This is a genomic window from Paenibacillus rhizoryzae, assembly GCF_059686995.1.
This window is the reverse complement of the sequence record NZ_JCAALT010000003.1, coordinates 93517-114902: the sequence shown is the minus strand read 5'-3', so window position 1 is coordinate 114902 and position 21386 is coordinate 93517. Positions and strand designations below refer to the sequence as shown.

At 50.0% G+C, this 21386-nt stretch carries 20 protein-coding genes; 1 reads left to right on the top strand and 19 read right to left on the bottom strand.

All coding sequences use genetic code 11. The features are described 5' to 3' along the window. Positions 1–80: 80 nt before the first annotated feature. From AC6ESO_RS09305 to AC6ESO_RS09270, 8 genes are all read right to left on the bottom strand, one after another. Complete coding sequence (locus AC6ESO_RS09305; RefSeq protein WP_497091158.1) at positions 81–797, bottom strand: ThuA domain-containing protein; 717 nt, start codon at positions 795–797, stop codon at positions 81–83. A 1-nt stretch (position 798) separates the two neighbouring features. After that, complete coding sequence (locus tag AC6ESO_RS09300; RefSeq protein WP_497091157.1) at positions 799–1902, bottom strand: Gfo/Idh/MocA family protein; 1104 nt, start codon at positions 1900–1902, stop codon at positions 799–801. 21 nt (positions 1903–1923) lie between these two features. Next, positions 1924–3486 carry an ABC transporter substrate-binding protein gene (locus AC6ESO_RS09295; protein WP_497091156.1) on the bottom strand — a complete coding sequence of 521 codons (1563 nt, stop codon included), beginning with the start codon at positions 3484–3486 and terminating at the stop codon, positions 1924–1926. Positions 3487–3552: 66 nt separating this feature from the next. Further along, positions 3553–4449: a carbohydrate ABC transporter permease gene (locus tag AC6ESO_RS09290; RefSeq protein WP_497091155.1), complete on the bottom strand. Its 897-nt coding sequence runs from the start codon at positions 4447–4449 to the stop codon at positions 3553–3555. A gap of 22 nt (positions 4450–4471) precedes the next feature. Beyond that, positions 4472–5416, bottom strand: a complete 945-nt coding sequence (locus AC6ESO_RS09285; RefSeq protein ID WP_240548382.1) for an ABC transporter permease — start codon at positions 5414–5416, stop codon at positions 4472–4474. 157 nt (positions 5417–5573) lie between these two features. Further along, entirely contained in the window at positions 5574–7187 is a 1614-nt protein-coding gene (locus tag AC6ESO_RS09280) for a response regulator transcription factor (RefSeq protein WP_497091154.1), read from the bottom strand. Between the two features lie 16 nt (positions 7188–7203). Further along, complete coding sequence (locus AC6ESO_RS09275) at positions 7204–8949, bottom strand: histidine kinase (RefSeq protein WP_497091153.1); 1746 nt, start codon at positions 8947–8949, stop codon at positions 7204–7206. Positions 8950–9109: 160 nt separating this feature from the next. Further along, positions 9110–10519, bottom strand: coding sequence for a class I SAM-dependent rRNA methyltransferase (locus AC6ESO_RS09270; RefSeq protein ID WP_497091152.1), 1410 nt, complete (start codon positions 10517–10519; stop codon positions 9110–9112). A 109-nt stretch (positions 10520–10628) separates the two neighbouring features. Here AC6ESO_RS09270 and AC6ESO_RS09265 point away from each other — a divergent pair, with 109 nt between their 5' ends. Then, on the top strand, positions 10629–11612 hold the full coding sequence (locus AC6ESO_RS09265; RefSeq protein ID WP_497091151.1) for a Na/Pi cotransporter family protein: 984 nt from the start codon (positions 10629–10631) through the stop codon (positions 11610–11612). 1 nt (position 11613) lies between these two features. Here AC6ESO_RS09265 and AC6ESO_RS09260 read toward each other — a convergent pair whose 3' ends face one another. The 11 genes from AC6ESO_RS09260 to dnaK form a co-directional block, all read right to left on the bottom strand. After that, on the bottom strand, positions 11614–12051 hold the full coding sequence (locus AC6ESO_RS09260; protein ID WP_497091150.1) for an NUDIX hydrolase: 438 nt from the start codon (positions 12049–12051) through the stop codon (positions 11614–11616). Between the two features lie 118 nt (positions 12052–12169). Then, a complete protein-coding gene (mtaB, locus tag AC6ESO_RS09255) occupies positions 12170–13558 on the bottom strand; it encodes a tRNA (N(6)-L-threonylcarbamoyladenosine(37)-C(2))-methylthiotransferase MtaB (RefSeq protein WP_497091149.1) in 1389 nt (462 codons plus the stop codon). Between the two features lie 5 nt (positions 13559–13563). Continuing rightward, positions 13564–14340 carry an RsmE family RNA methyltransferase gene (locus AC6ESO_RS09250; RefSeq protein ID WP_497091148.1) on the bottom strand — a complete coding sequence of 259 codons (777 nt, stop codon included), beginning with the start codon at positions 14338–14340 and terminating at the stop codon, positions 13564–13566. Positions 14341–14480: 140 nt separating this feature from the next. After that, a complete protein-coding gene (locus tag AC6ESO_RS09245; protein WP_497091147.1) occupies positions 14481–15188 on the bottom strand; it encodes a site-2 protease family protein in 708 nt (235 codons plus the stop codon). Positions 15189–15224: 36 nt separating this feature from the next. Then, positions 15225–16205, bottom strand: coding sequence for a 50S ribosomal protein L11 methyltransferase (gene prmA, locus AC6ESO_RS09240; protein WP_497091146.1), 981 nt, complete (start codon positions 16203–16205; stop codon positions 15225–15227). Positions 16206–16345: 140 nt separating this feature from the next. After that, positions 16346–17371 carry a Gfo/Idh/MocA family protein gene (locus tag AC6ESO_RS09235; RefSeq protein WP_497091145.1) on the bottom strand — a complete coding sequence of 342 codons (1026 nt, stop codon included), beginning with the start codon at positions 17369–17371 and terminating at the stop codon, positions 16346–16348. Continuing rightward, the gene (locus AC6ESO_RS09230) at positions 17371–17700 is read right to left on the bottom strand and encodes a cupin domain-containing protein (protein WP_497091144.1); all 330 of its coding nucleotides are present in this window, start codon (positions 17698–17700) and stop codon (positions 17371–17373) included. Before AC6ESO_RS09230 ends, AC6ESO_RS09235 begins: the two co-directional genes overlap by 1 nt. 124 nt (positions 17701–17824) lie before the next feature. Further along, a complete protein-coding gene (locus tag AC6ESO_RS09225; protein ID WP_497091143.1) occupies positions 17825–18016 on the bottom strand; it encodes a hypothetical protein in 192 nt (63 codons plus the stop codon). A gap of 16 nt (positions 18017–18032) precedes the next feature. Further along, complete coding sequence (locus AC6ESO_RS09220) at positions 18033–18185, bottom strand: YfhD family protein (RefSeq protein WP_494818685.1); 153 nt, start codon at positions 18183–18185, stop codon at positions 18033–18035. Positions 18186–18270: 85 nt separating this feature from the next. Further along, a complete protein-coding gene (gene dnaJ, locus AC6ESO_RS09215) occupies positions 18271–19410 on the bottom strand; it encodes a molecular chaperone DnaJ (protein ID WP_497091618.1) in 1140 nt (379 codons plus the stop codon). Positions 19411–19535: 125 nt separating this feature from the next. Further along, on the bottom strand, positions 19536–21380 hold the full coding sequence (gene dnaK, locus AC6ESO_RS09210) for a molecular chaperone DnaK (protein WP_497091142.1): 1845 nt from the start codon (positions 21378–21380) through the stop codon (positions 19536–19538). Positions 21381–21386 lie beyond the last annotated feature (6 nt).

The window sequence follows — 21386 nt, the reverse complement described above, 5'->3', positions numbered from 1 at the left end:
AAGTTCTACATTCGGCATCCGGCCTTTCATCAGCCCCTTGCAACAAAAAACGTGCAGCGCTAATGCGCTGCACGTTAACCTTATAGCGTTTCAAGAGGCACCGGCACATGGCCATACTTTGGTGCTGCGCCTTTTCCTGCTGCCGACCACTTCACCGCGTTTGCGATGACGCGGATTACGTCTTGATTGTGGTACGTTGGATATGTCTCGTGTCCCGGTCGGAAATAAAAGATATTTCCTTGCCCGCGCTTATACGTGCAGCCGCTGCGGAAGATTTCCCCGCCTTGGAACCAGCTCACGAATACAAGCTCATCCGGTGCCGGAATATCGAAATGCTCGCCGTACATTTCTTCCCGCTCCAGCTCAATAAACTCGCCAATGCCCGCTGCGATCGGGTGCGCGGGATCGACTACCCATAGTCGCTCTTTCTCATCCGCTTCCCGCCATTTGAGCGCGCAGGTTGTGCCCATCAGCTTCTTAAATATTTTAGAATAGTGGCCGGAGTGAAGTACGATCAAACCCATACCTTCCAGCACCCTCGTATAAACGCGCTCCACGATTTCGTCTCGGACTTCATCATGTGCCATATGTCCCCACCAAATCAGCACATCGGTGTTCTGCAGCACTTCTTCGGTTAGTCCGTGTTCTGCCTCATCCAGAGTGGCTGTACAGGTGCTTAACTCATGCGCCTGCAAGCCGCTCGCAATTACCTGATGAATCCCCTGCGGATAAATAGAAGCCGCGGTCGGATTCGTTAGTTCATGCCGATACTCATTCCATATTGTAACTTTTGTCATACTAGCTTATACCTCCCGCTTCCAATGCTGCTTCGCGGACATCCGCAGAAGCAATGGTTCTCTTCTGCTCGGCTGCTTGTTGAATGGCTTCAAGCACCTCTTGATTGCGGTAACCATCCAACAATGAAGGAAGCTCCTCACGAACATGACCTCGGAGCATATCAATGAAATCCTGCATCTGCGTAATATGATACTGCGCAGGCACTTTATGAACACTACTCATACTAATAGATGGGTCTGCTGCATCAACTTGCGGCTGAATCCAAGTCAATTCCTGACCGCGCTCACAGCTGACCGAAACTGTGCCAAGATCGCCATAGATCGTCACTTCCAGCTGATTGCCGGAGCCATAAGCATTGCGGGAGGTTTGAAACACACCTGCAGCTCCGCATTCCAACGTCGCCAAGAAGCCTGTAAAATCATCCACATCCACTGTGCCTACCTTACCTGTTGCCGGGTCCGGACGATTCACGATGAAGGTTTTCATTTGAGCAGACACTTCCGCAATCTCGCCAACGATAAACCGTGCGGCATCGACCATATGGGAACCAAGATCGCCAAGCGCCCCAGTTCCGGTTAATTCGCTGCGGTAGCGCCAGTTCATCGGAGTGCCGACCATCGCAACCCCCCATGATTGCAAATACTGCACGAAGATATGACGGACGGTTCCCAGCTTGCCGGAACGAACCAAATCGCGAGCATAGCGGAATGAAGGAACGTAGCGGTAGGAGAAACCTACCATCGATTGAATCGGATTCTCTTCATACTGCTGCAGCAGATCAAGCGCCTCCGAATAGGTTCTTGTAAATGGCTTTTCCGTCATGAACGGCTTCCCGTGCTGCAAGCAGCATTTTACAATCGCATGATGGACTTGATTCGGCGTGATGGACAATACGGCATCCACATCGCTGTCTGCAATTATAGCTTCATAACTCATATACCGTTTCTCAGCCGGAATGCCCAGCTTCTCCCCGGCACGTTCTACTGCTTCTGCATTCGAATCGCATATAGCAGTAACGCTAACACCTTCGATTTTGGCCATATACTCCATGTGCACGTTTGCCATGCCGCCAAGCCCGATAATACCGATCTTTATCTCTTTCATGGTGCTCCCCATCCTTCATCCTTATTGATTAGCTTTCGCCCATTCGTCCAATTGCTTCTGCTTCTCCGCAATGATTTTGTCCATACCGGCTTCTTTCATCTTCGCAATAAAGTCTGGGATATATTTCTCCGGATCTACAGAACCGGTTACGATGACATTCTTAAACTCTTTTTCTACGTTGCTTGTTGCTGCAATCTCTGTCTTCACCGGCTCAGCGTTGAAAGCAAAACCAAGTGCACGAGACTTCTCAGCACTCTTGTTGTAAGCCGCATAAGCTTCCCATTTCTGCGGATCTTCACTTGCCCATAGATAAACGAGCGGCAAATTGCCCAGCATCCAGTTTCTTGTTGGCGGATAGCCGGAACTGCCTGCATCAACGCCGGCAGGGAAATCGATCACATTGTCGGACTTCTTCACATAGTGCTTGCCTTCAATACCGTTGATGAGCAGATTCATAATATCTTTATCCGAGTAGAGCAGGTTAACAAACTGCATCGCGCGTGCCGGATCCTTTGAGGTTCTGGAGATCGCTAATACAGCGCTTGTCGCGTCCGTCGTACTTGTGAACGGTGTCGCCAATTGAATTTCTACCAGATCGGTTCCTTGTGTGCGGGAGTTGTCAAGATTAGAGCCTGGCTTAAACGATCCTGTTTGGGCAAAGGCTTTACCGGCACCAAGTGCTTTACCGATATCTTGAAGCGTCGCCGCGTCTTTGTTGACATAGCCCGCTTCGTACCATTTTCGCATCAGCTTTGCATATTCCATATATTTGGGATCTTCGATTTTGTTGATGACTTTCAGATCCGAACCGGTACGCACCAGCTCACCCGGTCCTTCACCAAGCATATCGTAATAGCCGTAATCCAAAATCATGGCCGATGGGGATGCCCCGCCTGTTGTAATGAATGGGGTAACGCCTGGCTCGTTTTCTTTGATCGTTTTGAACATGGGCTCCATATCAGCCAGTTCTTTCACTGTGGATAAATCAAATTTGTATTTATCGACCAGATCCTTGCGTAGAATAAGTCCTTTATCCGCAGCAAACTCTTTGTTCGCAACCATGCCGTACAGCTTGCCGTTTACCCTTGCCGCATTGACGATTGCCGGATCGATTGTTTTCAAGAAATCTTGACCATATTCGTTGACCAAATCATCCAGCGGAATAAACTGACCTTTTGCAACCTGCTGTGTAAAACCGAACCAGCCCGCAGAGAACATCAGGTCGAACGGTTCGTCGGAAGCAAACATCAAATTCGTTTTGTCGCTCCATGCGCTCCAGTCAATCGATTTGATCTCCAGCGTCGCATTGATTTTGGATGTAAGAATCTTATTCACTTCATCTAGGACAAGCTTCTGATCCTTCGGTTCAGGACCAGGGAACACCATAACGATATTGTACGGATCTTGCTTGGAGGTATCTGCCGTTTCCGTGCCTTCGTTCTTGCCATTGTTGCTGTCCTTGCTTTCACTGTTCGTGGTATTCGTTTTGCTGTTGTTGCCTGATGAACCGCAGCCTGCTGCAACCAGTGAAAAGACCAGCAGAAGCAGAAGGACAAGATGATACCTGTTGACGTGCTTTCTCATTTTCTTAACCTCCCAATTTTTCTCCGTTAGTTTCTTTATACTAAACCGGAACTCAACATTCCAGAATTAGCCTTTCACGGCGCCTACCGTTAAGCCTTGCACAATGTATTTCTGGAAGAATGGATAAGCCAATATGATCGGTCCGATTCCGATAATGGCCATCGCCATTCGAATCGTCTCCGTAGGTGCATTCGCGAGCAACTGAGATTGCCCGGAATTGCCCGTCTGACTGAGCAGCACTTGAATATCGAGCAGCGTCTTGTTCAGCAGGTATTGGATGCTGTAGTTGTGAGAATCGCTGATAAAGATTAAACTATTGTACCAGTCGTTCCAATAGGCTAACGTGCAGAACAGTCCAATTGTGGACATGACCGGCAGCGACAGTCGAAGGATGATCTGCCAGAAGATCCGCAGCTCCCCGGCGCCATCAATGGAAGCCGACTCAATAATCGACGGCGGAATCGTATTCATAAAGAAGGTGCGCATAATGAGAATATTGAAGCCGCTCATCAGTAAATTCGGAATAATTAATGCGAGCAGCGTATTATCTAGGCTTAGATACTTGGTATACACCAGATACCATGGCACAAGTCCTCCGTTAAAGAGCATCGTGAAGAAAACATAAAAGGTAAGTGGCGTTCGAAACGGGAAGTCCCGCCTGGACAAGGGATAAGCGAACAATGATGTCATGAGCAATGAACCAATCGTTCCCGCGATCGTCACTAAGATGGTAACGCCATAAGCTCGCACAATCGTTTGTGAGTCATGGAAGAGGTAGCGATAGGCGCTAAAATCAATCTGATGCGGGAGAATTGAATACCCGTGAATAAGCAGCGATTTCTCCTCTGTGATTGAAACCATAAACACCAGCAGAAGCGGAAAGACCGTTGCGGCTATATACATCAGAAACAGAAGATGAATGATCCACTGCTTGCTCCGCCTTGTCGAGATAACGTTCATCATGTTCATATTCCCCTTTGCTCCGTTAAAATAATGCATTCTCTTTGTTGACTTTTCGAACGACAGCATTTACTCCGAATACGAGCAGGAATCCCAGTACGGACTGATATAATCCTGCAGCGGAAGCCATGCCGATGTCGCCCATTTGGAGCAAGGCTCGATATACATAAGTGTCGATGACATCCGTAGTGGACATCAGTGCGCCGGAATTCATAGGAACCTGGAAGAACAAGCCGAAGTCTGCGTTGAAAATCCGACCGATCTGCAGCAGTGTAAGCGTCATAATGACCGGCATAATGAGCGGGATAGTAATGGATCTCACTTGCTGCCACTTGCTCGCACCATCCAGCACAGCTGCTTCGTAATACTCCGAATCGATACCGACGATCGCCGCCAAGTAAACGATGCTGAAGTAACCGACGCTCTTCCATGCATTGACGATTATGAGGATGTACGGCCAATATTTCGGCTCGCTGTACCACGAAACCGTATCCATTCCAAGCGGTTCCAGGATCAGCTTGTTGACGAAGCCGTACTCGACGCTCAGGAAGCTGAATACGAGATAACCGATAATAACGGCCGAGAGCAAATACGGGAGCAAGATGATGCTCTGGTAAAAGCGAGAAACGATCTTGCGCTTAATCGCATTCAGCAGAATGGCTACTGCGACCGATAGAACTACATTGATAAAGATAAACACGGTATTATAGAGAACTGTATTTCGCGTAATGATGTAGGCACTCTCTGTCTTGAATAGAAATTCGAAGTTTTTGAACCCTACCCAATCACTGCCCAGAATTCCTTTCGTATAGCTGAGCTCCTTAAACGCAATAATGACTCCAAACATCGGCAAATAGTTATTAATCATAAAATAGAGCAGTCCCGGGATCGTCATGATAATCAAAACGCGGTACTTTACGATCGCCTTCCATAATGAAAATCTCTTCGCTGATTTAGGCACCGTCTGCATCCTTCATCTCTCCAAACCTCTTGTGAACTATAGCTTTATTCTAGTCGCTCCTCTATGATCCACCTACTCGATTGATGACATCCTCAATACCGATTGTGACATTTGCATAATAACTAAAAAAAAGAGCCTGCTAAGGATTGCTCCTTAGCAGACTCTCTCATTCCTCTGTGAACTGTCTCCGGTATTCCTGAGGATTCATGCCGTAATATTTGCGAAACAGCTTGGAAAAATGCGAAAAGTTGGTATAGTGGAACGCTTTAGCGATATTGCTAACGGACTCCTCGGAGTACAGCAGCATTTCCCTGGCTTTCTTCATCCGTTCCTCTACGATAAAGTCGGTCAAGCTCACTCCGGCCTCTTTCTTGAACAGCCTCGATAAATATGCCGAATTAATGTGGGCAAAAGCAGCGAGCTCTTCTCGGGACAAATCATCAAACAGATGATCGCTAATATAACGCTTCACTTTATCAACAAACGTGGATTCCGTGTCCAGCAGCGACATATGCATGGTTACCGTGTCGATCATGCTCTGTGTCCGTACTTGAAGGGCATGAAGCGAGCGCGTTGCACTCGCTTCATCCAACAGTACTCCTCCCGGGAATACCGTTACGACAGATATGCCCCTCTTATGCAGCACATAATAAATCGTTTGCAGCAGTGCATGGTAGAAGGCGCGGAGCGTTTCACTAGTCACGTTCGTATCCTTGCGCAGGTCCGCGAATACTTCATCCGCAAGTAGCAGCAGCTCCTCCCGTTTGCCGTGCTCGAGCAGCTCTGACCATTGGAACAATGCGGGAAGCCTCGTCGCGCGCGCCTCCAACGGCTGCTCTCTGTAGAACAGAACAGACTGCGACCTAGTGACATTGTGGTGCTCCATTTGGATCAAAGCGTTATAAAGCCGGGATACATCACTTAGAGGAACCCAATCTCCGATATAACAAGATACGTGGCAATATAAATAGGCAGCGCATGCGTCGATATAGCTTGTACAGCTGCGTTTGATTTCATCATACTGCGGCTTGCGATTTCCGCTGTTCGGATCGTCGAAGAACAACGCGAATTGAACGCCGCTGCCGTCTTGCAGCACCTGACCGGGAAAGCCGCCCAGCAGCATCTCGCTCGCTGCATTTCGCAGAGCGAACTCCATCATTTCCTCTTCTCTAGTGTTCAGTGGCTTCCCCCATTGTTCAATCCCGATCAGAATCGGGAGTATGCGCGCTTCCGTCGATAGCGGCATCAGGCTTTCCGTCAATGCACGCTCAATGTTAGCTGGAGTTGGAATAAGCCGCTGCCAAAATAAATCCTGCCAAAACCGTTCAAACAGCACGTTTTTACTCATTTCCCACTTGCTGTATACTTTCTCATACGCTTCGCTGCGCTGCTTAGCGTCATGGGCGGCAGCGACCTTCTCCAGTGCATTGTGCACCGTATCCTGCAGCTCGCGATAATCAACCGGCTTGAGCAAATAATCGAAGCTTCCTAAATGGACGGCGCGCTGTGCATATTTAAAATCGGCATGACAAGTAAGAAAGATCGTCTCCAGTGAAAGCTGCTGCTCCTTCACCCACTCCATGAGACTAATCCCGTTGCCTCCCGGCATCTCAATATCGCATACCATTACATCGATTGCGGTTTGCTGCAAGATTTGCATGGCCTGCTCGGCGTTATGAGCCTCATAAATCGCACCGAATTTGAGTCCTTCCCAGTCTACTCCGCTCTTAAGTCCTTCAATCGCAAACCATTCGTCATCAACGAGCAGCAGATTATACATGATAGCCTTCCTTTCTTTATCCAGTGGACGTCGTCGTCGAGCATGGAATCCGGAGCGTTACTACGGTGCCTTTCGGTTCTCCATGCTCAAATTTCAGTTCTGCCGAAGTACCGTATTGCAGCTTCAGCCGATGCCGCACATTCCATATGCCGAGGTGACCGTCCTCGAAATCAGCATGGATATCACCGCGCTGCAGTTCTACCAATTGATCATCCGCAATACCAACACCGTTATCGCTGATCGTTACCTCGTAGTAAGCAGCGTCTTCGTTAGTTGCCGGTTTGGCTGCAATACGGATCGTGAAGTGCTCTGGCCCCATTTCGAACCCATGCACGATAGCATTTTCGACAAACGGCTGAATGATGAGCGGCGGCAGCATTTCCTTCTCTAGTCCCGGTGAAATGTTGATCTCGTACCGCAAATACTGTGGAAATCGCAGCTGCTGAATTTCAAGGTAACTTTGCAAATGCTCGAACTCTGTGTTCACGCTGACGCTATTTAAATTCGTTCGTGTGACGAAGCGGAAATATTTCGAGATATGCGTTGACATTTTCTTGATGAGATCGGTTTTGTTCAGTTCCGCCAGATTGTATATGATATTGATTGCATTCAACAGAAAATGGGGATTGATTTGCACTTGTAGATGCTTGAGCTCCGCTCTTTGTGTTCGAATCTGTTCCTCGTACACGTGGATCTTCAAATCATGCACCTGTGACGCCATATCATTGAATGTATCGTTTATGATGCCAAACTCTCTCGTACTCCCCGCCATCAGCCTCGTCTCCAGATCACCGCGCTTAATTTGCCGCATCCCTTTGATCAGTTCATACATGGGCTTAAGCAGCGCGCGCTGAAGCAGCAGCAAGTAAATGACCAGAACGGCCAAGCCGAATAAGGGAATGATGAAAAATAATCGTTGGAAGTAGGGCAGCTGCTGCAGCAATGTACTTTCAGGAACGAGCACCGCAAGATGCAGCGGGGCGAACTTTGAGGCGGTTGAAACGAGCAGATAATCGCTTTGATCGGCCATATGCAATCTGGTGTACCGCTCATTCTCGCTCGGAAGCGAGAGCTTCGTTCCAGCGGTGTTTAACCCCCTTACGTATGCAGTAGTAAGAGGCGTACCGTCGCGCGCAATGAACATAGCCTGTCCCTGCTTACCGAGCTCTAGATAGCTAAGCGGTACCATGAGCTTATCGATATCGGTCCAGACGCCGACAATTTGTCCGTAATCCGTTGGCACGAGCCGAACGATGGCAAGCTCACCGTCTTGTTTGATGACCTTCCACGACTTCTCATGAAGCTGCGCATCAGACTGGCTGGCAATGTAGCTCTTCAGCACCTTGGTGACCGATTCAAGCCTTGCTGCATCGCCCCCGCGAAAAGAAGTGCTTAGCAGCTCATCTTCTGCTTTGCCATACGTGAAAACTAAATTGACATTCGGGTAATTCACCATATCTTGAATCATCTTGTTCTGCACTCGCACTTTAGAGAAAAAATAAGCTGCGCTGCTTGGCTGGGACTTCCCGTACCGTCGCAAATCCTCATTCAACACAACGAAATTGTATAAGTAGCTCTCCGATTCGACGAGTGTGCGATCAATTTCATTGCGGTACATGGATAGTAAGTTTTTGTTCGATTGCCCCACTTCCTCGCGCACGACATTCATCGCATAGAAATTGTTGTAGAGCAACAGTGCAAAGAGCGGTACCGTAACCGCCAAAAATCCGATAATGAGCTTCGTTCGAAGAGACGCTCGCATTCGCTGGCATTCACTCTGCTTTCATTTAGTAGTTGGATGCCTTCATTGTACATGAATGCGCTAATGCCGCCAACAGTGCGGATGCAACGACACAAAAACGCTCCCACTCTTAAGCGATTGCCTAAGATTAGGAGCGTTAAATACGATAATCAAGTTGATACTAGCGGCTCCGTACTTCGAATATCCCAAACTTCAAATAATGGCCTTCATTGACGCCGACGATTTGGGGATGGTCCTTGCCTGCTGCGCGCCAATCGATTAAGCGAAGCGTCTTCCCTGCGTCGATCGCAGCCGCTTGGATCGTCTCGAGGAACAGCTCAGGACGCATATGGTAGGAGCAGCTGGCCGTAACCAGGTAGCCGCCTTCATTCACAAGCTTCATCCCGTGAAGGTTGATATCCTTGTAGCCCCGTACTGCGCCTTCAATTGCGTTCTTCGACTTCGTGAACGCCGGCGGATCAAGAATGACTACATCCCATTTCCGGCCGGCTTCTCCCATCTTCTTCGAGGTATCCACGGCCTTGGCGCTGCCGCGCTCTTGGCGTTCTTCGATTCCCTTCACTTGTCTGCGAAGATATTCGAATGCATCCGCGACAACAAACTCCACTCGTTCCTCGAAACCGTTCCGAACGACATTTCGGCGTGCGGTTTCGATCGCATGCTCGGATACGTCAAGGCATGTTACTTTCTTTGCGCCATATTTGCAGGCATGCAACGTGAAGCTGCCCGTATGCGCAAAACATTCGAGCACCGTAGCGCCATCCCAATACGGGAATGTGACTACTTTGCCATTCGCATTGACGGGGACAAGCTTCTCTTCGTTAAGAGCTGCCAATGTTCCGGTATCGTCCGAAGGAGCAGACGAAGGCTCGCCCTCTTCGGCTGCCTTCAATCGAATGCCGCTGCGCGCTCCCCAGCCAAGCATCAATGGTGCGATCGAAGCTCTGTTCTCGCGTTGATCGAAGAAGTAACCGGTTTTCTGCCCTTCTACAATATCCACTTCCATCCGAAGGCCATTCTCCAGGATATCCACGATACGCGGACAATCGCCGAATAGAACGCCTGTCCGCTGCTCGATTCCTTCCAGCTCGCGAACGGATACATCGCTGCGCTCGTAAATGCCCTGCGGAGCAAATACGGCAACTAAAGCCGCGACAATCGCATCTCGGCGAATATCCATGCCTAAAGTCAGCAATTGAACGACTAGTACACCACCGAACCGATCTACGATAAGACCCGGCAGAAAGTCAGCCTCTCCGTACACCAACCGGCAATCATGACCGTTTACAAAACGGCTCCGATGCTGCGCGCATTGCGTGAAACGTTCCCGGAAGTAAGCTTCGTCCATGGCTTCAATCGGTTTATAGGATGTAACCCTAACTGTAATTTGCGACTTGGGATTCCAATACCCCGTTGCCAAGTATTTGCCTTGATGCGTGACAAGGTCAACCAGATCTCCGGGAGTCGCCTCTCCTTCGACACGGTTTATCTCGCCGGCAAACACCCACGGGTGCCCGGCCTCCAATCTTTTCTTGCGGTCACGCTGCAATATCGCTTTCGCGCGTTCCATATGTAGCCTCATCCTTTCTATCGCTTACCTGATCCGATCATCCGATCTAGTCATGCTCGTCCGATCTACTGCATATGTATCGTTAATCTTGTTAAAGGAGCTTACTGCCATGTTAATCATGATCGTAGCCCGCGTACTGGGAGGGTTTATCGTTTTCATGCTCGGCATGAGAGCGATGGAGCTGGCCATGCATCGTTCTGTCGGCCATCGGCTGCAGGACGTGCTGCGCAGGTCCACTGCCACACCGCTGCACGGCTTGCTCGTCGGGACAGCAACAACGGCTGTACTGCAGAGCAGCACAGCCGTTACCGTAATCGCAATTGGCCTCGTTAATGCCGGCGTGCTTACATTTCCGCGTACGCTCGGCATTATACTAGGCACCAATATCGGCACCTGCTTAACGACCGAGCTGATCGGTCTGAACCTAGGCAGCCTTGGATGGCCGCTGCTCCAAATCTCTCTGGTCATCTGGCTGCTAACCGCCCTCTTCGGCGAGGTTGGCCTTGGCGGCAGAAGTCGCGCAGGACAAATGGTTAGCCGCTTCTTGAATCCCTTCCGTAACGGATCTGTCGTGACAGGCGGATTCGCATTGCTGTTGATTGGAATCGGGCTCATGCAATCCGTTGCGCCTGCCGTACAAGCTACCCCATTCTTCCAAGGCTTTATGAGCCGTGCGGAAGACAGCGTACTATGGGGACTGGCAGCAGGCGTTGTGTTAACGGCTGCCGTTCACAGCAGCGCCGCCGTAATCGGCATCGTTATGGGCCTCGCCCAGTCCGGCGCCATGCCGCTCGATGTTGGCATTGCGATTGTCCTCGGCGCCAATGTCGGCACCTGTATTACAGCCGTACTCGCAGCGCTTGGAGGTACGCCATCCGGCCGATTCGTTGCGTGGGCGCATGTGCTCCTAAACGTCGGCGGAGCAGCCTTGTTTGCACCATTCGCAGGTGAACTCGGCACCCTTGCGGCCTCAATAACATCGTCGCCGGCCAGTCAAATTGCCCATGCCCAGACGATCTTTAATGTCCTGTGCTCGTTGATTGCCTTACCGATCTGCTACCTTCCGCGTTTAAGGAAACTGTCCGCAACCTGAATCAGCTGCCGCTTTGAACATTAAGTCCAAGCAGGCGCAGCGCTCCGGCTAGAATCCGATCATTGTTGTTATAGCCGGATTGCTTCTGCCTGCGCCATGCTTCCATCGGTTCAAACCATTCTACGCCTCGAATTTCCTCGACCTGCGCCTGCAGCTTACCGCCAACTGCTTCCACGAGATAGTAGTGAACTTCTTTATCCACAAGTCCCTTGGACTCATGGTTGTATTTGTATTTGATCTGATCGATTGGCGAAACGATGACGCCTTCCATTCCCGTCTCCTCGACGATTTCGCGAAGGGCTGTCTGCTCAATGGTTTCGCCTGGTTCCATTTTGCCTTTAGGCAGCGATATCTTGCCATAGCGGTCTTGGATCAACTGCACCTGCAGCTCACCGCCAACCTTACGGAACACGACGCCACCTGCTGAAATCTCCTTCATTTTGCGTTCCCCCTTCGCGTTTCTTGGATACTATGCTCTTATGTAGAGCAAGGACTCTCTTGCAGCCCTGTCCGGGCCGCATAAGAATCCTCGCTGCATGCTATTGATTCGTACAAGTTTAGACCTGCATGGCTTGCGGCTGTTGCTGCGGCGCAGCTTCGACACGGGCAGTAGACGCCGTATGAGTATCCAATACGCGTACAAGCTGTCCGCGACACTCATTGACGCCGGCTTCCGTGATTTTCACCCTGCACAGCTCGCCAATCAGCGATTCCGAACCTTCGAATACAACCTGGATGTAGTTATCGGAGTAGCCCATAATCAGACCCGAACCTTCCGAGCCTTTGTGCTCACGCTCTGGAATGATATCAAGCACTTCACCGACGTATTTCTTCGCATAATCCAATTGCATCCGCTCGGACAAATCAATCAGCTTATGAACGCGTTCGTTCTTCAGCTCATCGTCGATCTGATCTTCCATGCGCGCGGCAGGCGTACCCGTCCGTTTGGAGTAAGGGAATACATGCATTTCGGCGAAACCCATTTGCTCCATAAAGGCGTAGCCGTTCTCGAACATTTCTTCCGTCTCGCCGGGGAACCCAACGATAACATCCGTCGTAATCGCAACCCCAGGCATCGCTTCGTGCAGCAGCTTGATTTTCTCGGCAAACTGTTCCACGGTATACTTGCGGCGCATCCGTTTCAGTACATCGTTATCCCCGGATTGCAGCGGGATATGAAGATGACGGCACATTTTGCTGGAACGGTTCAGCACGTCGATCATCGCTTCGTCGATTTGACTCGCTTCGATAGAGCTGATCCGAATCCGCTCAAGACCTTCAATGGCGTCAAGATCCCACAGCAGGTCAGATAGACGGTAGTTCTCCATATCATCACCATAACCGCCGGTATGAATGCCTGTCAGTACAATTTCTTTGTACCCGGATGCAACCAGCTGGCGAGCTTGGTTAATGACGCTTTCCGCTTCGCGGCTGCGTGACAATCCACGTGACCATGGAATAATACAGAAGGTGCAGAAGTTATTGCAGCCTTCTTGGATCTTAAGGAACGCACGCGTGCGCTCTGCAAAATCCGGCACATCCAGTTCCTCGAACTCACGTGTTTTCATAATATTGCGAACCGCGTTCACGGGCTGGCGCTCATTCTGCAGGTCCGTAATATAATTCATCAGCTTGTCCCGATCCTGTGTTCCGATGACTAGATCGACACCTTCAATAGCCAGAATTTCGGCAGGCGAAGTTTGGGCATAACAGCCCGTAACCGCGATAACAGCATCCGGATTACGACGAATGGCACGACGAATAATCTGTCTGCTCTTCTTGTCCCCCGTATTTGTTACTGTACAAGTATTGATTAGATAGACATCAGCAGTAGTTGTTTCGAAGTCGACTTGCTCATAGCCTTCCTTCTTAAACAGCTGCCAGATCGCTTCCGTATCGTAAAAGTTAACTTTGCAGCCTAATGTGTAAAAAGCAACCGATGGCATAGTTGTTAAACGCCTCCCATTTCTCCGGATTCATACATGAGGCAGGCGAGTCCAACCATCGCAGCGGTTTCCGTGCGTAAGATTCGCTTGCCAAGACCGATAATGACGGCACCGGCCTCTTCTGCTTCCTCGGCTTCACGTTCGGTGAAGCCGCCTTCTGGTCCAACGATAAGCAGAATATTGCGCGGCTCATCGTTGCTCCAGCCTTCTGCCGTTCCTCGGCGCGCCTGGATTGCATCACGCAACCCAAGTCCACCGCCTTCCTTCTCATAACAAAACAACGCCAAGTGGTACTCAGGAATGCGTTTGACCAGCTCCCGCCATGAAGCAACCGGCTCAATAGCCGGAATACGGCTGCGGTGTGCCTGCTCGGCGGCTTCCTTCGCGATTTTGCCCCAACGGTCAAGTCGCTTGGCTTCTTTCTTCTCATCATATTGAACAATCATCCGCTGGGATTGGAACGGCACGAAGCTTGCTGCGCCGATCTCTGTCCCCTTCTGGATAACAATCTCCATTTTATCGCCCTTTGGCAAGCTTTGGGCTACCGTCACCGACCAAGTCGGTTCACCGCTCATGGTCATCCATTCGGAAACCTCAGCTTCCACCTTGCCCGGTGTTAAAGCGCGAATCGTCGCTTCCGCGACACGTATGCGGCCGTCACTTACAATAATGGTATCTCCCGCTTCCATCCGCATCACGCGTGTAACATGATGAGCATCGTCGCCTGTAAGAACAACCAAATTGTCAGTAAACTGCTCCGGCGTGACAAAATATCGTTGCATCTTCGGTAGAACCTTTCCAGTCAAATCACAGTCCCGTTAAACCCAAGGGCTGTGTCAAAACTCCAACCTACATCATACACGGTTTACACTCGCTCCGCTAGGGTCGTTAAACATTTTCCAGATCGCGGCGTCACTAGATACTACACGAAGAAATCCGTCCAGAGGGTGGACCAGTCCACCGGCGTGAAGAACAGCTCAAACGTATCTCGGCAGTACAAGAAAATGTTCACCCATAGTGAAAAGAGCGGATCAAGCGTTTCCTGCCGCAGCGAGGGAATAAAGACGATTAACAGGAAAATGAAGATCCCCCATTGTGCGTGCTGATCCATCTGGACCCTCACCTTGAGCGGAACCAAATCTTGGATAATCCGATACCCATCCAAAGGCGGCACCGGGATGAGATTGAATAGAAACAACAGGATGTTAATCGTAATTAAATAATATGAAAAATGCCCGATAGCTTGTTGAACCCCGTGCGATGCGGAGTCCAAGTAACCAGTCTCATTCACGAGATAGACAGCAAGGATGCCAATGACAGCGATCAACAAATTACTGAGCGGCCCTACTGCCGAAACGACGATGCCCATCAACCGAGGATACTTAAAGCGGCTCCGATTAACCGGAACGGGCCGGGCCCATCCAAATCCTGCAATGAGGATTAGAATGGTCCCGAATATATCGAGATGGACGCGAGGATTCAATGTTACCCGACCGGCATCGTACGCAGTACGATCGCCGAATTTATAGGCGCTGTAGGCATGAGCGAACTCATGAACGGTAAACGCAATCATGATCGTTAGAAAAATAAAAGGTAAATCTTTAATCGGATACCACAAAAAGTCCGACACCGTTCACCCTCCTACACCATTTTGCAGAGCGTAAGCTTACTCCGGTTTCTTCGCGATGAAAGCGAGCCAGTCCTGGTCACGCTGACGATCGATAATCGTAAAGCCGGCTTGCTCAAGACCTTCCGCAACGGCATCTTCCTTATTCTTAAAGATACCCGATGCAATATAGATGCCGCCCGGCTTAAGCGCTGCATAAACATCGTCGATGAACAGCAGGATGATTTCAGCCAAGATATTAGCTACAACTACATCGACCGGTACGGTCACGTTCAGCGGCTTATCCGTCGTATTGCCATCTGCGTTCAATACGCCCAGCAGATCGCTTAGATGCACTTGAATATCATTTTCCAGCTTGTTTAGTCGTGTATTCTCCGTAGCAGAGGTAACTGCGATCGGATCCAGATCAAGCGCAAGCACGCGGCGTGCGCCTAGCAGAATGGCGCCGATAGCCAATATGCCGGAACCTGTCCCTACATCGATCACTTCTTCATCGCCCTTGATTACCGTCTCGAGCGTACGCAGGCAAAGCGCGGTTGTCGGGTGTGTACCTGTTCCGAAAGCCATGCCTGGATCGAGCTCTATAATCCGCTCTTCCGGTGAAGGCGTATATTCTTCCCAAGTCGGTTTAATCGTCAAACGTTCCGACACTCGGATCGGTTTGAAATATTGTTTCCATGCGTTAGCCCAGTCTTCTTCGTCAACCAGTGCCTTCGTAATGGTATAGTCACCGGGATCGATATCGAATTCGCGAAGCTGGTCGATTCGCTCAGGCAAAATAGCCAAGAGTGCGTCGATGTCCGTATCAAGCTCCGAGAAGTACCCTTTAATAACTGCCTGGCCTTCAGGAATATCGTTAAGCGGATGCTCATACCATTGTCCGAGCGATGTGTCCCGCTGTTTGTTCAGTGTACCTGATTCTTCAATGGATACGCCGTCGGCATCCATTTCATGCAAGAAGTTGGAAATCATCTCGATCGCTTCTTCGGTTGTCGAGATTGTCAGTTCATGCCATTTCACTTTGTAAATCCCCCTGATCGTGTTATCGTTCCTCTTTGTCATTTTAAACCTATCTTGTCTATTCTACACCAGATAAAGGCTTCACACAAAAAAACAAGCCCCTGCAGCCCTTCGGCAGCAGAGACTTGTCATGCACATCCTTACTTAGAAGAAATGTAGCTTTCCGGATACGTAACTTCTCCTGTGCGGGAGGAATCGCCGATGGCAATCAGGGCAGCTAAAGTACGTAAATTATCTCGGCCCGAGATAGCCGGTTCTGCTCCATCTTTGATCCGCGCGGCAAACTCTGACAAAACACTGTGAATGCCTTGCTTAGTATCCGGCAGCGGACCGTCTGCATAGGAGATAAAGCGTTTGTTCTGCTCCTGGTCCACAATATACACGCCATAGCCTTGTCCGAGATCATCCAAATGGATCGAACCGTTCTCGCACTGAATCCGCCAGTCGCCTTCCCAAGGTGTTGATAGACCCTTGGATACGAGGCTGCCTAAGTAGAAGACAGGAATTCCGTTGTCCAGCTCCATACTTGCCTGTACGTTCGGATGACCCTTATACATGCTTCCTTCGATATTCCACGTTTTGCCCGACACGGTCCGAATATCGGATTCCAGCAAGTAGCGGATCATGTCCACATGATGGACAGCCATCTCAAGCAGCATAAAGTTCTCCATTGCCTGCTGATAGTCCTTGCCAAAATGATCATAGAAAAACTGAGCCTGCACAAACAACGGTTTCCCCATCTCAGAGATCGCCTTCTTCAGCGAAAGGACATGGTTCTGGTAGCGATAGTTTTGACTGACCATCAGAATGAGCTGCTTCTGTTTCGCTAGCTCAACGAGCTCGCAAGCTTCGCCGATATCGAGGACGAACGGTTTCTCAACCAGCACATGAAGCCCTTTCTCCAAAGCCGCTTTGCATATTGCATAATGATAAGGGGAAGCTGCGGTTACGAACACGGCATCCGCTTCGCAGGATGCGAACGCTTCCAAGTAATCGGTGTAACAATTCTCTTCCGCAACGCCAAGCTCCGCCCCACATTCTTTCAGACGAGCCGGATTGATCTCAACTACACCTGCATAGGCGAAATCTGCGGACTGCTTCACGAAATGGAGCGCAACGCCAAACCCATGCATACCTAGGCCGACTTGAATAATTTTCAATGTCATTATTGTGCATCTCCTCTATCCTTGAAAAGATAACCCACACGACCGCCTTCAGGCATTACACCATAAATGTATACAGCGACCATGTCTTCCGTAACGACTAAAGAATGCTCGTCTCCCTGTTTCGTTAGAACCATATCTCCGGCACCGATTTCGTACGCGTCGCCTTCAGTCGTGCAATTCCCTTTGCCACTGATAATAATCCAGTACTCATTCGCATCATGATAATGCAGTTGAACGACATCACCGACTTTAAGATAGTTGATTCCATAATGGCTTAGCTCGCTCCACTCGGGATATTCTTGCGTAGCACCTTTGAAATTTACCGGCATGCTAATCCTCCTCATATAACTTCAAGCTATCGTTCATTTTGCCACACGTTGAAACGTTTCACAAGAATAAAAAAAGATACCCTACCCCAAGATCATGGCAGGTAAGGTATCTACATCCTATTGCTCACATATTAGCTGTTCCGCCGGTTTGTTCGATCAAATGAAGTGCGCGGTCTACCAGATCATCACCGACGGTGGCAGTCAGCGAGGCGCCGTCAGCGCCGCCGTCCACCCGAAGCACGCGAAGAGCCATCAGCTTAAGCTGCGCCTCCCGTGCTCCATCTCCATCTTGAAATGTTGCATGGATGACTGTCATACAAGTAACAGCCTCATCATTTCTTCTGCGCTCTGGCGTCTGCCTCTGCGGCGCGCTGCATGGCTTTCTTATCTTCCTCGTCAGCCAGCTCCGCTGAAAATTCCACATCTTCATTCTTTCCGATCGGCAGCTCTGCGAAATTTTGTTTCTCCAAGTCTTGATCGCTCATGGTTGGTTATGCTCCTTCATGTAGAGGATGATTCGGACACGAAAGTTAGCATAAACAAGTGGCCGCGATCTTATGCTTTAACCGATTAGTCGCCGCGGAATGCTTTCTTCATCTTCTCGAAGATCGATTCATGGTGTTCTTGCTGTCCGCCATCCGTGCTGGCGCCTGCTGCTCCAACGCCGGAGAACTGACGAAGCAATTCCTTCTGCTCATCGTTAAGGGCAGTCGGCGTCACGACGGTTACCTTCACATGCTGATCGCCTTGACCATATCCACGAAGACGCGGAACCCCTTTTCCTTTTAAACGGAAATAAGTGCCGGTTTGCGTACCTGCGGGAATTTTCAGCTTCACTTTCTCCGTCAGCGTCGGAATTTCGATCTCGTCGCCAAGAGCCGCCTGTGCAAACGTCAGCGGTACTTCGCAGTAAATATCATCGTTCTCACGCTCGAAGAAATCATGCGGCTTCACTCGAATTACGATATATAAGTCCCCGGCCGGGCCTCCGCGTGATCCGCCTTCACCTTCGCCGCTTAACCGAATTTGAGCGCCTTCATCGACACCTGCCGGAATTTTCACATTGATTTTGCGTTGCTTCTTCACTTTACCTGCGCCATGGCAAGTACCGCATTTTTCTTTGATGATTTTGCCCGCGCCATTACAGTTCGAACAAGCTCTGCGGTTCACCATACGGCCAAACGGCGTATTTTGAACCACTTCTTGCTGACCTGTGCCGCGACAAACGGAACACGTCTCCGGTTTCGTACCCGGCTTCGCTCCTGAACCTACGCAAGTGTCGCAGGTTTCGGTACGCGGAATCGTAATTTCCGTTTCCTTGCCGAATACCGCTTCCTTGAATTCGATTGTCATCGTGTACTGCAAGTCATTCCCGCGCTGCGGGGCATTAGGATCACGACGTCCGCCACCGCCGCCGCCGAAGAACATGTCGAAAATATCGCCGAAGCCGCCGCCGAAATCACCGGCACCGCCGCCAAAGCCTTGGTTCGGATCTACGTGACCATGCCGGTCATACGTAGCACGCTTACCATCATCGCTCAGTACGTCGTAAGCTTCCTTCACTTCTTTAAATTTATCTTCCGCATCCGCCGATTTGTTTACGTCCGGATGGTATTGGCGCGCCATTTTACGATACGCTTTCTTGATCTCGTCCTCGCCTGCGTCTTTCCCGACGCCGAGCACCTCATAATAGTCCCGCTTATCAGCCAACTCCGTCACCCCGTCTCCTATTTGCGCTGCATAATCATTATCTATCTAGACACACGAAAAACGGCTGCGCCGTCCAAAGTTTTTTAGGACGGCACACCGTTTGCGTATAACTTAATTTACACTACTTACTTCTTGTCGTCTACGACTTCATAGTCGGCATCGACTACATTATCTTTTCCTCTGGAGGAGGATTCGCCGCCTGCTTCAGGACCTGGGCCTTCAGCGCCGCCTGCAGCTTGTGCTTGCTCATACAGCTTCACGGAAAGCTGTTGCACGATTTCTGTCAACGCTTCAGCAGCTGCATTGATTTGTTCTACATCGTCTGTTGCCAGCGCTGCAGTCACTTTCTCTTTAGCTTCGTTCGCTTTCGCGATTTCGCCAGCATCTACTTTATCGCCAAGATCTTTGATTGTTTTGTCAACGGAATATACGAGCTGGTCAGCCGCATTCTTCGCTTCAACAAGCTCACGGCGTTTGCGATCTTCTTCAGCGTTCAATTCCGCATCTTTCATCATGCGATCGATTTCTTCTTCGGACAAACCGCCGGAAGAAGTAATCGTGATTTTGTGGCTCTTGCCTGTGCCTTTATCAAGCGCAGATACGTTAACGATACCGTTGGCATCGATATCGAAGGTAACTTCGATTTGCGGTACGCCGCGCGGAGCCAGTGGAATATCGCCAAGCGTGAAGCGGCCAAGCGTTTTGTTGCCTGCAGCCATTTGACGCTCGCCTTGAAGCACGTGGATTTCTACGCTCGGTTGGTTATCCGCATAAGTGGAGTACACTTGGGATTTGCTTGTAGGAATTGTAGTGTTGCGGTCGATCATCTTCGTGAACACACCGCCAGCTGTTTCGATACCTAGGGACAATGGAGTTACGTCGAGCAATACAACGTCTTTCACATCGCCTGTCAGAACGCCGGCTTGAACTGCTGCACCAAGTGCTACAACCTCATCCGGGTTAACGCCTTTATGCGGCTCTTTGCCGATCAATTTCTTAACTGCTTCTTGTACAGCCGGGATACGAGTCGATCCGCCGACAAGAACTACTTTATCGATATCGCTTGGGGACATGCCGGCATCGCTCAATGCTTGACGAGTTGGGCCAAGCGTACGCTCTACAAGGGCATGCGACAATTCTTCGAATTTCGCACGCGTCAGGCTAAGCTCCAAATGCTGCGGAACGCCGTCTGCCATTGTGATGAACGGCAAGGAGATCGTCGAAGTCAGTACGCCGGAAAGTTCTTTCTTCGCTTTCTCAGCGGCATCCTTCAAACGTTGTACAGCTGCTTTATCTTTGGAAAGGTCTACGCCTTGTTCTTTCTTGAATTCGGATACCAGGTAGTCGATGATTACTTGGTCGAAGTCATCGCCGCCCAGACGGTTGTCGCCGCTGGTTGCTTTTACTTCGAAGAAGCCATCGCCAAGCTCAAGGATGGAAACGTCGAACGTACCGCCGCCAAGGTCATAAACGAGGATCGTGTGATCTTCCGTTTTCTCAAGACCGTAAGCAAGCGCAGCAGCTGTTGGCTCGTTGACGATACGAAGTACTTCAAGACCAGCGATTTTACCAGCATCTTTCGTTGCTTGGCGCTGACTGTCATTAAAGTAAGCCGGTACCGTGATTACTGCTTGCGTTACCGTTTGGCCAAGGTAAGCCTCAGCATCTGATTTCAGCTTTTGCAGAATGATTGCGGAAATTTCCGGAGCTGAATAATCTTTGCCGTCGATAACTTCTTTATGGCTGGAGCCCATGTGACGCTTAATGGACATGATTGTGCGGTCTGGGTTTGTAATGGCTTGACGTTTTGCCGATTCGCCGACAATACGCTCGCCGTCTTTCTTGAAACCAACAACAGAAGGTGTAGTACGGTTGCCTTCCGGGTTCGGGATTACGACAGCTTCGCCGCCTTCCATTACCGCAACGCAAGAGTTTGTTGTACCAAGGTCGATACCAATTACTTTACTCATAATTAA